The sequence below is a fragment of the Paenibacillus sp. FSL K6-2859 genome, assembly GCF_038008265.1.
Lineage (GTDB): Bacteria > Bacillota > Bacilli > Paenibacillales > Paenibacillaceae > Paenibacillus_AQ > Paenibacillus_AQ nitricinens.
This window is the reverse complement of record NZ_JBBOYU010000001.1, coordinates 4,494,922-4,511,483: the sequence shown is the minus strand read 5'-3', so window position 1 is coordinate 4,511,483 and position 16,562 is coordinate 4,494,922. Positions and strand designations below refer to the sequence as shown.

General features: G+C 40.8%; 12 protein-coding genes. 9 read left to right on the top strand and 3 right to left on the bottom strand.

From position 1 onward, the window contains the following. Positions 1–47 precede the first annotated feature (47 nt). Complete coding sequence (locus MHB64_RS20165) at positions 48–1,511, bottom strand: ATP-binding protein (RefSeq protein ID WP_341135247.1); 1,464 nt, start codon at positions 1,509–1,511, stop codon at positions 48–50. A gap of 205 nt (positions 1,512–1,716) precedes the next feature. Here MHB64_RS20165 and MHB64_RS20160 point away from each other — a divergent pair, with 205 nt between their 5' ends. Together MHB64_RS20160 and MHB64_RS20155 are read left to right on the top strand one after the other, a co-directional pair. Then, complete coding sequence (locus tag MHB64_RS20160) at positions 1,717–2,439, top strand: MOSC domain-containing protein (RefSeq protein ID WP_341135246.1); 723 nt, start codon at positions 1,717–1,719, stop codon at positions 2,437–2,439. Positions 2,440–2,522: 83 nt separating this feature from the next. Next, positions 2,523–4,592, top strand: coding sequence for a serine hydrolase domain-containing protein (locus tag MHB64_RS20155; RefSeq protein ID WP_341135245.1), 2,070 nt, complete (start codon positions 2,523–2,525; stop codon positions 4,590–4,592). Between the two features lie 94 nt (positions 4,593–4,686). Here MHB64_RS20155 and MHB64_RS20150 read toward each other — a convergent pair whose 3' ends face one another. After that, complete coding sequence (locus tag MHB64_RS20150) at positions 4,687–5,118, bottom strand: flavodoxin domain-containing protein (RefSeq protein WP_094869257.1); 432 nt, start codon at positions 5,116–5,118, stop codon at positions 4,687–4,689. Between the two features lie 413 nt (positions 5,119–5,531). On the opposite strand from MHB64_RS20150, the gene MHB64_RS20145 reads away from it, so the two are divergent. The 5 genes from MHB64_RS20145 to MHB64_RS20125 all read left to right on the top strand — a co-directional run bounded on the left by MHB64_RS20145 (position 5,532) and on the right by MHB64_RS20125 (position 12,156). Beyond that, the gene (locus MHB64_RS20145) at positions 5,532–5,873 is read left to right on the top strand and encodes a DUF4181 domain-containing protein (RefSeq protein WP_179281539.1); all 342 of its coding nucleotides are present in this window, start codon (positions 5,532–5,534) and stop codon (positions 5,871–5,873) included. Positions 5,874–6,083: 210 nt separating this feature from the next. Beyond that, on the top strand, positions 6,084–6,305 hold the full coding sequence (locus MHB64_RS20140) for a hypothetical protein (RefSeq protein ID WP_341135244.1): 222 nt from the start codon (positions 6,084–6,086) through the stop codon (positions 6,303–6,305). 83 nt (positions 6,306–6,388) lie between these two features. Next, positions 6,389–7,759: an MFS transporter gene (locus tag MHB64_RS20135; protein ID WP_094869259.1), complete on the top strand. Its 1,371-nt coding sequence runs from the start codon at positions 6,389–6,391 to the stop codon at positions 7,757–7,759. A 38-nt stretch (positions 7,760–7,797) separates the two neighbouring features. Beyond that, on the top strand, positions 7,798–9,498 hold the full coding sequence (locus MHB64_RS20130) for a glycoside hydrolase family 3 protein (protein ID WP_341135243.1): 1,701 nt from the start codon (positions 7,798–7,800) through the stop codon (positions 9,496–9,498). A 123-nt stretch (positions 9,499–9,621) separates the two neighbouring features. Beyond that, a complete protein-coding gene (locus MHB64_RS20125) occupies positions 9,622–12,156 on the top strand; it encodes a GH39 family glycosyl hydrolase (protein ID WP_341135242.1) in 2,535 nt (844 codons plus the stop codon). Here MHB64_RS20125 and MHB64_RS20120 read toward each other — a convergent pair. Next, complete coding sequence (locus MHB64_RS20120; RefSeq protein ID WP_179281540.1) at positions 12,104–12,949, bottom strand: lipase family protein; 846 nt, start codon at positions 12,947–12,949, stop codon at positions 12,104–12,106. The genes MHB64_RS20125 and MHB64_RS20120 overlap by 53 nt on opposite strands. Positions 12,950–13,164: 215 nt before the next feature. On the opposite strand from MHB64_RS20120, the gene MHB64_RS20115 reads away from it, so the two are divergent. Both MHB64_RS20115 and MHB64_RS20110 read left to right on the top strand, forming a co-directional pair. Next, complete coding sequence (locus tag MHB64_RS20115; RefSeq protein WP_341135241.1) at positions 13,165–14,925, top strand: cache domain-containing sensor histidine kinase; 1,761 nt, start codon at positions 13,165–13,167, stop codon at positions 14,923–14,925. Beyond that, the gene (locus MHB64_RS20110) at positions 14,903–16,546 is read left to right on the top strand and encodes a response regulator transcription factor (protein WP_341135240.1); all 1,644 of its coding nucleotides are present in this window, start codon (positions 14,903–14,905) and stop codon (positions 16,544–16,546) included. Before MHB64_RS20115 ends, MHB64_RS20110 begins: the two co-directional genes overlap by 23 nt. Positions 16,547–16,562 lie beyond the last annotated feature (16 nt).

Here is a 16,562-nt window from a genome sequence, read left to right as displayed (position 1 = left end):
ATGGATACTAGTATGAATAAGGATCATTCATTGCGGAACTTCTTATGTTATATGACAGCTTCCTCTGGCTCTAAAATTTTTGGAATGGTTACCGTAAATGTAGTGCCTTGCTCAGGAACACTTTCTACAGTGATCGCTCCGCCATGATTATGTACAATATTCTGCGTGATCATAAAGCCAAGACCTGTTCCTGTTTCTTTTGTCGTGTAAAATGGTTTACCAAGTGCTTTAATCTGTTCCTCTGTCATCCCGCAACCTTCATCTTGCACGCTGATTCGGGCTTCACTTTCATTTGTAAGCACATGAATATATATATTTCCTCCACTATCCATTGCTTCCATCGCATTTTTAAGTAAATTAATAAATACCTGTTTCAGCTGATAAGCCTCACCATGGATCCAAATGGAGTGATCTGTACAGACAGGGAGGATCTGAAGGTTTTTCAGTGCAGCTTGTCCATTCATTAGTGTGGTGACTTGTTCTAGTAAAGATAATAAATCCACTGGTTTACTGACATGCGTCGTTTGTGGCTTGGATAAGACCAGCAGCTCGTTGACGATAAATTCGATGCGTTTCAATTCAGACTCAATAATGAAAAAATATTTATCATTCATGCGCTCAGAAGAGCGAAGCAGCTTCATAAAGCCGTTAATGGCGGTAAGCGGATTTCTGATTTCATGAGCGATTCCAGCTGCTAATTGCCCTGCGGTAGATAATTTCTCGGATTGGATTAGCCGTTCTTCTTCCAGCATTTGCTGAGAGACATCTTTAAATATTCCGATAAATGCCATGTTTCCATTGAAGATAATCGGAAGTGTGAATCCATCCACAAATTTCTGCTGACCATTTAAGCAATTGATTAAGTAGCAAACAGAGCCAATCGTATCACCACTGTAATATCTTTCCCTTCGTTCTTGAAGGATTGCATGATTGGTAAGGTCTACAATATTAGTAGTGGATGTACCCACCAATTGATTCAGGCTTTCCGCATGGATTAACTGTAAGCCCGCTGAATTCACATACTGAATAATCCCTTTTGCTGTAACAACAACGGTCAGAGGTAATCCCTCCAGGAGTTGCAGGAATGATTTATCTTTTTCTAATAGACTGCTCTCCGCTTCTTGCAGCTGAGTTTCTATTTGCCTGATCAAGGTCTTGTTCTCAAATTGAGTAAAATAATATAGGGGTGCACCATTAGCATCCGAAACGATAGATATGGAGATCTCTATGGATAACAGTTGTCCGGTTGGTAGGTAGTAGTTCTGTTGGAATCGATGCGGATGGATGTTCATAGAGGAAAGAGACCTTCCAAGCTCAGCAATTTCATGGATCTGACTTAGAAGAGTTCGGACAGATGGTGAAGGTGTTATTAACTCGTTATGATCGTACCCCAACAGGTTACTTAGGGCTGAATTCCATTTTAGGAACGTTCCATCTAACGAAACTAGAGCCATTCCAATTACAGCATGTGTAAAAGCAAAATCAAAACTTTGGAATTCATTGGACCGCACTGCTATTCACCTCTCATATTCTTTCCACTATATGTAATAGTCATAGTATAAAACATATATTCAAGTAAAATATATAAATTTTTATGTGATCGAGAATCGTCCGAAATAGCTATGTGTTGTTGTGAAAATAAGGGTGCAAGAGTCAAACGATTTCAGGTAGAATTAAAGGATATGTTGTATTTTTTGAAAGTGGAGGCGTTGTACCGTGCAAACAATCATTGGTGAAATCAGAGAAATTAATCGCTATCCAGTCAAGTCATTTGCAGGTGAACGATTGGAAACCTGTGTGATAGAACCGTATGGAATGTTAGGGGATCGCTTCTGTGCCTTTTATGATGAGTCAAAAGAGGGCTGGTGGCGGTATTTTACGGCTAGAAATAATCCTAAAATGCTTACCTACCAAGCGCAATTTATCAATGGAGAAATTCATGTAAGGGCTTCGGATGGACGAACCTTTGGGTGGGATGAGCATTTATTGGAAGAAATCCAAAGCCAAACTAAAACGCGAATTACCATGTCTAGTATAAAAGCTTCACATCCACAGCCAGAGCACCCGCAACTGTTATCGGTGGATGGTGCCAGCATATTGCTCATTACGGATGCTAGTTTGAAGAAGCTAGAGGCTGCGTGGGGACATTCCTTAGATCAGCGCCGGTTTCGTGGGAACTTTGTTATAGCTCTAAGCGATGAATCTCTTTTCGAAGGGGATTGGATCGGGCGGCAGCTCTCCATAGGAGATGTTCAGCTACAGGTAGATAGTTTTTGTGAGAGATGTATGGTTATCACGATGGACCCGGATAGTCAGGAAAGAGACCCTAAATTATTGAAAAAACTAAACCAAGAGTTTGAACTACACTTCGGAGTTTACGCTTCTGTAGTTAAGACAGGGGAAATCAGAATCGGAGACAAAGTAGAATTAATGGAATAGATAATGATATAAACGTCCTTTACATTCCCATGTGGATAATTTACCCTTTAAAGGAATGGAAAATTCATAGCGGGAGGGAATGTATGAAGAAGAAAATAATATCCCTGTTGATGGTATTTTTACTTTTAGTAGTTTATCTTCCTACGAATGCATTAGCAGCAGATAGTAGCAAAACGCAAACATATGTGAACACTCAGAAGGTCGCGGCAGAGAAGGCAGCATTCTTAACGGAAAAGATAGGGACGACAAGTCTCCAATATGCTCTTATCGATGGCGATAATATCGTTATGAGCGGCACAGCTGGATACAGCCATGTGGAGAGCAAGACAGCACCAAGCACTACAACGATGTATGGAATTGGCTCGACGAGTAAAATGTATACGACCGCTTCTATTATGAAGCTCGTTGATCAAGGAAAGGTAGATTTGGATGCACCTGTCGTATCGTATCTGAATCATTTTACGATGGAAGATTCACGTTATAAGCAAATCACCGTACGAATGCTACTGAATCATTCATCAGGTCTAGGGGGTTCGAACTTATCAAACTCTTTCTTATTCAATGATTCTGATTCTATCGCCAAAGATAACTTGCTAGCGACTTTGACAACTGAGCGTCTAAAGGCAGATCCAGGAGCCTACTCAGTATATTGTAATGATGGATTTACGCTGGCGGAGTTGATTGTTGAGAAAGTCAGTGGAATGGACTTCACCACATTCATCCATCAGAATTTTACAGGTCCTTTAGGGCTTGGGCATACGAAAACGCCAGTAGATTCTGTGGATTCTAGACAGCTGGCAAGTGTATATAATGCTACCTACCCTGCCGCCTTACCCCAAGAGACGATTAACGTGATTGGAACAGGGGGCATCTATTCTACGGCTGAAGATTTGGTGCGTTTTGCAACTATTTTCACTGGAGGATCGAAGGGGATTCTGTCAGAAAAATCAATAAAAGCGATGGAGCAAGAGGAGTACAAGCGTGGAATGTGGCCGAAAGGAAAAGATAATTCGTTTGCGTACGGATTGGGCTGGGACAGTGTGAATTTATATCCATTCAATCAGTACGAGATCAAAGCTCTGACAAAGGGAGGGGATACAACTCTGTATCATACTTCACTTGTCATATTGCCTGATCAGCAGATGGCAGCAGCTGTGGTATCTTCTGGTGGGGATAGCTCAACTGATCAGATGCTTGCTAACGAAATATTGCTCAGTGCGCTACAAGAAAAGGGAGTTATCAAGGAACTAAAACCTACACCTACATTTAAAGCTTCGAACAAAGAGGCTATGCCGCAGGAATTGCTGGATTATGCTGGTGTCTATGCTGATTCTACACAACTGATGAAGATAGAGATTACAAAAGCTGGGGATTTGAGTATATCTTCGATTATGGCACCTACATTTCCAGCTCAGAAATTTTCGTATAATACAAACGGTGAATTCTTAGATGCAGCGGGTGCTAATAAAGTTAGCTTTGTGAAGGAAAGCAATAGTCGCATCTACCTTTGGATTCAAGGGTACGGGGTCATTCCAGGGCTTGGTGAGACTGCTCTTTCTCAATATGCAGCTGAAAAGCTAGAGGCGAATGCTTTATCCAATGAGGTCTTGTCAGCTTGGCAGCAGCGTCAAGGGAAATTGTATTTTGATGTCAGCGAGAAGTATAGCTCACAATTTTACATGAGTATGCCAGTAGCTGGAATTGCTATGTTCCCTGATGCACCGGGCTATATGGGCTCGAATAAAATAACCGGGCCGAATAAAGCTGAAATGACCGTGCAAATTCCAACTTTAGGTGGGCGCGATCTTGCGGATATTGTTTTTGAAAATAAAGAGGGTGTGGAGTATCTCAAGGTTGGAAACCAATTATTTATTACACAGGATGCGATTAAACCTATCTATGCCGGCCCGCAATCATTGGTAACCATTCAAGCAGATGGATATGCAAGATGGTATGAAATACCTGAGACAGCATCAGGCAAGTTGATGACAGTAGGGCTACCACCTAAAGGTTCCTTTGCTGTTTATGATGCGAATGGTGTGTGTGTAAATTTCTCTACTGTCAGTGGTCTTACGCAAGTTAAACTTCCGAGTAACGGGAAAATTGTATTTGTAAGCGATGTGGGTGCGAAGTTTGAATTGACAATCAAGTAGTAATAAACCATTCAATTCTATTTTATAAAAAAATCCTGTTATCCAGATCATTGATCTGGATAACAGGATTTTTATTAGAAAATTCTATATTCCTCTATTTAAAATTCTTAGAAAACTCTTTTATTTTATCTACAAAAATCCCCTTGAGCTGATCAGTACCTTCTTTGGGAGCCTTATAGGCTTTATAACCGCCAAAGGATTCGATGCAAACTGCAGCCTTTTTTAAATCATCCGGAAAATTCTTCTCAATTAGTTGCTCAGTAGTCTTTGGTTTTTCGTTACAAATATAGTAGCCCATCTTCTTATTTAGTAGCTCATCTTTATTTTTTTTGATAAAATCACGAATCGCTTTATATATCTTCTCGTCTCTTACTCCAGCACCTAAAATAATGCTATCAAATGCCTCAAGACTTGGCTTCTCTATTTCAATATTACAGATCTTACTCTGAGGGAGCTCGTCGGATAATACCTTTGCGCATTGCTCTGTTGCCCCTGATTTTGTAGCGTATAGAATAAGTACTGCCATTGTGGTCCCTCTTTTCAGTTTAAATTGTTCAGGTTTCAAACCACCCTCGTAAATTGAATGTCTTGATAATCAAGATATTATCCATGCTATCGAAAATGCAGATCTTTTGTCAAGTTAGCAACAAGTTCTCATGCGTTAATCACACACCCTTATTATGGTATCATAGGAATAATTACGCTATCACGAACTGCATCTTTTAAGAATCAAACGATAAAGAGGGGAGTGGAGATAAGTTGAGTATCATCGTAATGCTAGTCATCTATTTTTTGCTTGGAGTATTCGTGATTAAATTAGGCATCGATAACTCTAGAAGTACACAAATTTCAAAAGAAATATTAAATGAGTTAAGAGAAATCAAAGAATTAATGATAAGAAATAAATATGAATAACTTCTTAGGATGGGGGCAACAGGAATGATCATTCCATTTTTAATATTAATCCTTGCCTTTTCTGGTTATTTTCTTAGAATATGGATTGTTGGTCCGGATAAAGAAAAACTTTCTGACGACGGCAATGAGCTAAATATAAAAGGCAAATTAATAATCGGACTTATTGGATTAATTTCAGTAATTGTAATAATGATAGCTGATGGTGTACAGGGGACGGGAATGAAGTGGTTTTGGATTGTATTTATAATTATTGCCCTAGGATTTCAGTCATTTATTGATTGGAAATTTTTAAAGCATACGAAACAACATATCGTTTCACTGATCTTGGTAGTCGAAGGTGTGGTGTTAGTTTATTTCCTTTTCTAATCGTTTGAACCATAAAGCCTAACCTCCTGCCAACGTGCACAAGGGATTAGGCTTTTTTGCTTATTGTAGATAAACGATCCTTTTGTTTTATTGATCACTTTTTCACATAAGAGGAGGGTTAAAATCTACCCTAGTTTTAGTTATTATTCGCCTATCCGAATTCATTAATGGAGCTTTATACTTTTAACGCGTGGGTATGGGCTGGTATTTGTGGAGATTCTGCTTGTCTGTGCGGAAGTGCGGGGAATCAGCACCTCGACTAGCCGCGTGATTATGGGAGATCATTTTGCAACGGATGTATTATTTGGAGCATTTATTAGAATTACTGGCATGCTGCTGTTCTGTAGGCTCTTTAAGGTTGATCTGTATCCAAATAGTCAACCTAACGCTTCCGCTCTGTTAAAAGATAAAAATGCCCCCTATTTCCGTTAAAATACGGACAGTGTAAAAGAATCAGCTTCAGTACAATGCAATTAAGAAAACGCTAACAAAATGCGACGCGGGGGGATGGCAGTATGAATGAAAATCAAATGCCATGGAGAGAGCGAATTAGTTATGGGCTAGGGGATACTGCGTCAAATCTGATATTCCAGATGACAACACTTTACCTCATGTACTTCTATACGGATGTGTTTGGTCTGAACCCAGGTGCGGTAGCGGTGGTATTTCTTGTTGCACGGGTAATCGACGCGATTGTCGAGCCGTTCATTGGTGTCATGATTGACCGTACGCAAACAAAGTGGGGGAAATGCAGACCCTATTTTCTTTGGCTTGCTGTTCCTTTCAGCTTGACTGCAGTACTTATGTTTTTGACGCCGGATTTTGGTGATACGGGTAAACTTGTATACGCATACATTTCGTATACCGTGCTTGGTATTATGTATTCTGGTATTAATCTACCACTGTCTGCAATCCTGCCAAGTCTGACTAGTAATTCTAATGAACGTACAGTGATCAATACGGTTCGTATGATATTCGCCGTGATTGGAGTTGTTACAGTTAGTGCTGGAACGATGCCGCTTGTGAAAGCTTTTGGTGGCGGCGATCAAGCAAAGGGGTTTCTGGTCACCATGATCCTGTTCTCAAGCATTGCACTGCTGCTGTTTCTAAACATGTTTGCGAACACTAAAGAACGCGTAAAAGCCATTGATGAAAAACCGCTTCCGATGCGAGAAGGTGTTAAAGCGCTCAAAGGCAATGTACCTTGGTTGATCATGCTTCTGATGAGCTTGTTCCTGTGGATCACAACATCGATACAAGGACAGACCAGCATTTATTACATGACCTATTATATGAAAAAGCCTGAACTCATTCCTATCGTGAATTCGATGCAATTGTTGATGATATTTTCAATGGTGATCGCTCCTTTTGTAGTAAAGAAAATTGGGAAAAGGAACACCATTATTATGGGATCAGTGGTTTCTATCCTTGGCTACCTTATTGCAATTACTGGGGGGAACTCCCTTTCTGTTCCGGTGCTGTTGGCAGGGCTTCTTATAAGCGGGCTTGGCATGGGAGTTGGAGCAGGTCTGATTTTTGCAATGATGGCCGACACGGTTGATTATGGGGAGTGGAAATCAGGTGTTCGGGCACAAGGCCTACTTTATTCAGCTGCTAGTTTTGGGGTTAAGGTGGGGATGGGACTCGGTGGAGCACTTGGTGGAGTGATATTATCGATGGGTGGTTATGTAGCTAACTCCACGGCGCAGCCAGAATCAGCATTAGCTGCGATTTCATTTAACTATTTGTGGGCACCGATTATTGGCCAAATTATTATGATTACTTTGCTGTTGTTCTATCGTCTTGACAAGGATCAACCCGTTATGATGCGTGAGCTCGAGGAACGTCGCAATTCTTCTATCGCGAATGGCTGCTTAAACATATGAATTCCAATAAATAAATTGGAGAGAGTGAGGTTGGAGAAATGATTGATTTGAAGGCAAAGCCTTTTCATCTAGATGATGAAGGGATTAAATGGGTAGAACAAACCTTAGCCTCTCTGGATTTGGCAGGCAAGGTCGGGCAGTTATTTTGCCCGATCGGTTTCACCGATGATAAGGTGCAGCTGGCACTTTTGACACAAGGGATTAAGATTGGCGGGATTATGTTCCGTCCCGGTCCCGGCAAGATGGTGCAAGAAACACATCGCTACTTGCAGGATACATCAGATATTCCTCTTCTAATTGCTGCTAATCTTGAAGCAGGAGGTAATGGTTCTGCGGCAGAGGGTTCTTTCTACGGCAAGCAGCTGCAAGTGGCGGCAACGGATAACACCGAAATGGCTCGTAAACTTGGCATCATTGCCGCGCGGGAGGGTGGTGCTGTAGGCTGTAACTGGGCATTCGCACCCATTCTCGATATCGACTATAATTTTCGTAACCCGATAACCAACGTTAGAACATTTGGTTCTGATCCGCAGAGAGTAGCTCGCATGAGCAAGGCATATACCGAAGCGATTCAAGAACATGGCATGGCGGTATCTATTAAACACTTCCCTGGAGATGGCGTTGACGAAAGGGACCAGCATTTGTTGACCTCTATTAACTCACTTTCAGTGGAAGAGTGGGATGCTACCTTTGGGAAGGTATATACGGATTGTATAGAAGCTGGCGCACATACGGTCATGGTGGGGCACATCGCTCATCCTGCCTATTCCAGAGAATTACGTCCGGGAATTACAGATTTGGAAATTATGCCTGCAACGTTAGCTCCTGAGCTTTTAAATGATTTATTACGTACCAAGCTCGGCTTTAATGGATTGATTACTACAGATGCTACACCAATGGCAGGATTCACAATGGCCATGAAGCGGGAGCTAGCGGTTCCGACATCCATAGCTGCGGGTTGTGATATGTTCCTCTTTAACAAGAGTTTAGAAGAAGACTTTGCCTATATGATGAAAGGAATTGAGACTGGCATTCTGACAGAGGAGCGCGTGAATGAAGCAGTGACTCGTATTCTTGCAGTGAAAGCTGCGTTGGGACTTCATAAGAAGAAACAACAAGGCACGCTCGTTCCAGGAAAAGAAGCTCTTGCCACCCTTGCTTGCGAAGAGCATGTGCGTTGGGCTCAGGAATGTGCAGATGAGTCAGTTACATTGGTGAAGGATACACAGGAGATGCTCCCAATCCGTCCGGAGAGTCACAAACGTCTACTGGTATTCACACTAGGGGGCGAGGAAGGTTTATTCGGAGGGGCAGATATTGCACCGTACTTCATTTCCAAGCTAAAAGAGGAAGGATTCGAGGTAACGCTCTTTAATAAGAGTGAAGTAGATTTCAGTGCCATGTTTGGAGGTGTAAAAGCGTTAACGGATCATTATGATGCTGCGGTCTATATTTCAAATTTGGAAACCCATAGTAATCAAACCGTTGTACGGATTAATTGGGCACCTCCATTTGGGGCAGACATGCCATGGTTTATTCAAGAAATGCCAACAATCTTCATTTCTGTAGCGAATCCCTATCATTTGATCGACGTCCCGCGTATACCAACGTTTATTAATGCCTATTCACCAAGTAATTATGTGGTAGATGCTCTGATTGAGAAGCTTGTGGGGCGTTCCTCCTTTAAAGGAGTTAATCCTGTGGATCCGTTTTGTGGCTATTGGGATACACAACTATAATCAGAATTTATAGAGATCTGTAATAGTATCAAGCGATGGAATAGGATAGTTCTATTCAATCGCTTTTTTTATAATATAATAGGACAAAAGACATCTATTGAGAGAGTGAGAGGAGGGTGCTAGTTGCAAAGCTACACCTACGAAAATATTGAGATGGACGATCATCTTCCGGTCCACATGTTTTTGCACAGTACCCATCAGGTCCCGAATCATTGGCATGATAGCATTGAAATATTATTCGTGCTCAAGGGGAAACTTGAGCTTTTCACAAAAGACAGATTTAGAGAGTTAAATGAAGAAGATTTGTTCTTGATTAATGCTAATGAAATTCATGCGATTAAAGCAGAAGAGAATAATTTGGTGCTAGCGCTGCAAATTCCAGTTTCTTATTTAATTCTGATTGAACCTCAGATCGAAAGAATGTTATTCAATTGTAATTCTGCGGCTTCTAGCTATGAAGAACAATCTAAGTTTGATGAACTTCGTACATTGCTGGCTGAGATGATGCTTCTCCACAATAAGCGCCCACAAGTGTATCATTTACGGATACAGTCCTGTCTTCTTAATTTAACTTATTTACTCATGCAAGGATTTCGTGAACAGGATCAAAGTCCTGAGAAACAGGATGATAAGCATCGTGAACGGCTATTGCGAATTACCTCTTATGTCAAAGAGAACTACAATCGGGCAATTAACATCCAGCAATTGGCCCTTCAGGAGTATTTGACTGTTCCGTATTTGTCGCGTTTTTTCAAAGCGTATATGGGTACTTCCTTTACCAAATATGTGAATGCGGTGCGTTTGGATAAAGCTGTAAAAGATTTGACGCTTACCAATCTATCGATTACACAGATCGCTCATGATCATGGGTTTCCCAATCTGAAATCCTTTAATGCGGTGTTTAAAGAGTTCTATCGACAGACACCTGGAGAATACCGGAGGACTATCTTGGACGGACGCAGTTCATTTAAGAAAAGCAGTGTGGCCCAGTTTAACTACTTTGACATGAATCCCACACAGGCGTTTGAGTCGCTATTCAAATATCTCCCTAACAAAAATTTGTCAGCTGCTTCCAATCTACCAGTGGCCCTTACTATACATAAGCAGACCCATGAGATTTCGGTAAAGTCTAACCAAAGTAAGGAGCTTGCGCATAGTTGGAAGAAGCTCATGACGGTGGGAAAGGCCAAGGAGGTATTGTTTGCAGAGGTACAAAGACATATCAAGCAAATGCAACAGGAAATTGGGTTTCAGTATATACGGTTTCACGGTATTTTTGATGATGAGATGATGATTTATGGCGAGAATGAGCGGGGAGAAGTAAGCCTGAACTTTGCTTATAGCGATTCATTATTTGATTTTTTACTGTGCTCCGGATTGAAACCGTTTTTAGAGCTTTCTTTTTTACCACGCCAGCTTGCGGGAGAGGAAGCTACTTCTGTTTTTTATAAAAAGAGCTTGGTGGGTAGTCCTAAGGACCTCGGTAAGTGGAATCAGATGATCCATCAGTTTATTACGCATTACATCCATAGATATGGCATTCATGAAGTGAGGCAGTGGTATTTCGAGGTGTGGAACGAACCGGAAATCCATATTTTTTGGCCAGATACTTATGAAGCTTACTGTGAGCTGTTCATTTCAACATTTCAAATCATCAAATCCATAGATCCTGAGCTATGTGTAGGGGGGCCAGGTGTTTTATCTTTTACGTTAATGCAGTCAGATTGGCTGACAAGGTTTATGAACGATGTGTGCAGACGAGGCGTAAAGCCTGATTTTATATCCTTTCACAGTTATCCGTATGATGAATCGTTAAGATCAACTCAAGTGATTCAGGTGGATTATGAAGAGAATCCGGATGTGTTGTTTCAGAAAATAGAGCTTTCAGCAGATACAGAATATTTATCGCGAGTCATTATTAAATTGAAGAAAACCGTATCTGAAGCTATGGGAAGGGATGTTCCTGAACTGCATATGACAGAATGGAATGCCACAGGCTCTCACCGCGATTTAGTGAATGATACATGCTTTAAGGCAGCCTATATCGTGAAAAATGTTCTGGAAAATATGGATGGTCTCCATAGTTTTGGTTATTGGACGGCTACGGATTTGCTAGAGGAGTTCAAAATGTCGTCAGAAATGTTTCATGGAGGTCTGGGGCTGATGACGTATAACGGGATACCAAAGCCATCCTTCTATGCGTTTAAACTGCTTGCAAAATTAGGCCGCCAATTCATTCATCAAGGGAAAGGATATTACGTTACTAGCAGTGATATGGGGCTGCAGGTGTTGATGTATGCTTATGCGCATATCGATTCATTGTACCAAAAAGGTGATGCCTCGCTCATTAATCGCACGAATAGATACGATGTGTTCGAAGAAGTTGGAGATATAGAGTTGACGTTGGAGCTTACAGATATTCATCCAGGCTCGTATTCTATCAAAAGACATACAATAAACAGACAAAATGGAAGCGTTTTCGACCTGTGGGTACGAATGGGGGCGCCTCATCCTATTGATGCTGACACCCTTAATTATTTGAAGCAAGCGAGCTGCCCGCAACTGAACTTTGAACAAGTCGAAATAACGAGCACCTATTCATTAATTAGTAAATTGTCTCCACATGAGGTGCAGTTGGTGGAATTGATGCGCTTATGATGGGGGGATTTACAACTGGACAGAATCCAGGGTTTGTTAAACAAAGTTCCTCGGAGTACTGCGGTTGAAGCTTGGAGAGCTCTGTGAAATAGTAGCTGATCATATGATTACTACTTGCCGATCCATTCTGGAATGACAGTGATAAAAAAGTATGGACATGACTGTAATAGTACTTCGTTTCCCTTTTAGGTAGCCTATATACATGTGGAGGTGCGTAGGTAACAACATCAAAGAGATTGGCATAACGGTAACTCTTGCGGACATATTGTTTAAAAGCATTAACGAAGTTCGGATCGCCTACACGTGGTGAGCCATAGGTGAACAGAATAGGTGAGATGTGCGAGGTGTTGGCCGCAAGATCAATAGCACATAAAGTGGCGAGTGCTCCGCCAAGACTGTGACCAGTAATGTATAAGGTCTTATCGGGAGATAACTTAGCGAGTGTAGAGATAATCCCATCGCGTGCTGATGAGTAGATATTCGTGAAACCGCGGTGGGTAAGGGTATCTTCTTTAATGTAATTGAATCTCTCTTGTGAGGCCATAACGTTTGACATCCAATCGGTTGTGGAGCTGGTTCCGCGGAAGGCAACGATAATCTCTTGTGGAGATTCCAAAATAAATCCAAAGCGTTCCCACACCTCGCTGATGGATCTTGCTTCAATCGTATCCACGATCTGATAATCTAATGGAACGACGAACGAACCGTCTTTATTTGAGAACTGCGCATAGGTCTGTCCGCAGATAGCAGCTAGAAAGATAGCCCTTTGCTCTTGATCATTTTTGGTACCCATGTGCATCCCGCCCTTCTTCCTAAACTATATTAGGGGGACGAGGGAGAGATTCCTATATCATGCGAGACCCTGTACTAATGTGAAAGGGCTAAATGGTACACCGTTGAATACTTACCTCAGATGATCTGTTATTAGGAGGTTTTACGATATGAATCTAACTTTAGTGTACGCTAATGATTAAATTACTTCGAAAGTCAAAAGTTCAGCGACGCTTAATGATTTCATTTCTGCTGCTTGCTATTATCCCACTATGTACCTTCGGCTTTCTGGCTTACCATAAATCGAATGAAGCAATCACCTCTAAGACAACTACCTTTGTTAATGATATATTACGCCTCTTAGGAAGCAAGATCGGAACAGAAGTGACAAAATATGAGACTTTCGCTGATCAAATCATGTTGAATGGAGATATTCAGCAAGCCCTGCTCCGCTACAATAGATTGAGTGATCTTGATATTAGTAACATACATAAGAAGTTTGAAGACACTGTGTTAAGCGATAAATTTTGGTTGTTTGCTACAATCAAAACACTACAGATTCTAACTAATCATGGACAAGTTCTGTACGATTATGGATACGAAGAATTTACTACAGAGGATAAACAGCGAATATTTGCTCTGGCCAAACAGAATAAAAGTGCGGATATCTGGACCACAGCCCATACGACAGCTGGTGATAATATCCTTTCATTGGCTAGGAGGATTCCACTTTCATATGGATCAGGCGAAACTGTGGGGTTCGTCATTATGGGAATTGATGAGGAATTATTCTCACAGATTTTGTTTGGAAGCATTAATATGGGACAGGGTAGTGAACAAATCATTATGAATGATGCAGGAGAAATATTGACGAGCAACAATCACCTGTTTCATTCGGATCAAGATTTGGAAGCTAATCGTACTTTAAATCATTTGATTAATTCCCGTATGGAGACGGGGATAGTAACGCTGCGGGCGGAACCCTACTTTTTCTTAAATACACATAATGAGGTACTTCATTGGAATGTAATTAGTTTAATTCCACAAGCCTATTTGAATATGGGATCTGTGGAGATTAGAAATGAAATGTTCTTCATTGCCGTCATATGTGTAGTTGTTTCATCCTTATTTGCAACCTTCATCTCTATTAGTATCTCCACACCCCTTAAGAAGTTAGTGAGTGGAATGAACCAGGTCATGCGAGGTGATTTAAAGGTAGAAATAAACGACAAGCATCCAGATGAAATCGGATATCTTTCAGGGAAATTTGAAGCCATGATCGAGGAAATCAAACTATTGATCGAGCGTGTGGAACAAGAACAGGCACAGAAGAGGGGGATTGAGCTGCAAATGTTGCAGGCACAAATTAATCCGCATTTTCTATTTAACACATTGAGTTCGTTAAAATGGACGGCGATGCTAAGTCAAGCGGATAGTGTAAGCAATGGTTTAGGTGCACTGGCTGAATTACTTCGAAGTACAATTGTTCAGAAGAATGAACGGATAACGCTAGGGGAAGAGCTTCGGAACATCAAGAACTATGTCGTTATTCAACAAATTAGATACGGGATGTCTTTACAGGTTGATGTGCAAATTCCTGAACAGTTATTAGATACTCAAGTGTTGAAATTTTTGCTTCAGCCCATTGTAGAGAATTCGATTATTCATGGACTAAGCGGTGAGAATATGGAACCTAGGATTACAATGACTGCTGAATTGAACGGAGTGGTGTTAAAGATTAAGTTAAGCGACAATGGGAAAGGGATGAGTGCTGAAAAGTTACAGGAGATATTACAGCTTAGAGATAATCATTCAGAGAATCGATTAGCAAATATCGGTATTGGAAATGTGCGGGAGAGAATCAAATTACATTATGGAGACCCCTATGGATTAGAGATTTGGAGTAAGCCTGATCAAGGCACGGATGTTATCATCACGATACCTTATATTTCTACACTTCAGGAGGACTCAGCTGATGCGGATACTAATTGTGGATGATGAGAAAATAGTGAGGATTGCACTCAGTACACTAATTAAATGGGATGAATATGGTTTTAAATTAATGGGTGCTGTTGCAGATGGATACAAAGCTCTTGAGGTCATAGAGACAGAACCGATCGATATCGTGATTATGGATCTAGTGATGCCTAACATGGATGGACTTGAATTAATTCGAACGCTCAACGAACGGAAATTCACTGGGAAGTTTGTGGTGCTTAGTAATTATGATGATTATGCTTACGTGAGGGAAGCCATGAAACTTGGAGCAGAAGATTATATGTTGAAGCTGACGCTTAAGCCAGATGAGCTGATTCTTCTGCTGACTAAGATCACGGAGCAGTTATTAACGGAACGAGAGCTTAAAGAACAGGATATTCATATGAAAATTAAGCTTAATGAAACGCAGCTTCAGCAACGGAACAGCATATGGAGAGAGCTTCTTTTAGATCAGGAGCAGGACATGGTTTATTTGATGCAAGAAACACAGAAGTACGGGATACCCTTCGATAGACTTGCTGGTAATCTTATTATGATAAGAATCGATGATTATGTGGAGGCGCTAAGTAACGGTAAAATTAATAACAAGAGACTACTTAGCTTTTCTATAGCGAATATTGTGAAAGAAACCGTGTCAGATCACTTTGCATTTGATTTCATAGAGATGGAGAGTCATCAGTATATTGTTATAGTTTATGAACAGAGCGGTTATTTTGAAGAACCCAGTTGGTTACTGTTAATGAATAACTTAGTGCAGATGCTTAAGCTTTATTTGAATTTAAGTGTCAGCATTACATTAAGTGATGCATTTGTAGGTTTGAAGCAGTTGAGAGAACGATACACTTTGTGTCTGCGAGCATCAACTTACAACTTTTATACAGGGCCTGCATCTGTCTTAGTTGCTGGGCATTCAAAGTTAACCCAGTCACTACACTCCATTAACTATGTGGAATGGCTGGATCAAGTCAAAGCAGCAGTTGAAGTAGGGAATACAACGCTAGTATTGGAGAACATAAGCATATTATTTAATGAGGCAAAACAAATCAAATGGGACCCGTCAGCCTTAAAATTTCACCTTTTGGGTTTATTATCTGACCTAGACAACATGATCTTAAAATGGAACACACAAGTACTACCGTCCACTGAACAAAATAGGGTAGGGGCAACCACACTCTTAGAGAGTTTTGAGAGTGATATTTCACAATCTGAGTCTATGGAAGGGCTTATTCTAACTATTGAGCAAGCGATGCAGGAAGCCATTAATCTATTGTATCAAGTTAAAAGCAATATTTATCGCAAAGAAGTATTTCGAATCACGGAGATTCTGCAAGAGAATGTTGAGAAAAAAATAACGCTTGACCGTCTCGCTCAAGAAGTAAATATGAATGTTAATTATTTATGTCGTGTATTTAAGCAAGATACGGGTAGAAGCATTGTTCAATATATGAATGAACTAAAAATCAATAAAGCGATTGAATTGTTAAAGCTTCCGGATACGAGGATAAAAGAGGTGGCTTCACAGGTGGGGATAGATGATCCGTTTTATTTTAATCGAGTATTTAAGAAGATCGTAGGGCTTAGTCCTTCAGATTTCCGTAAGAAATTACTCGCAACTAAATAAGTCCAAGGAGGAGACA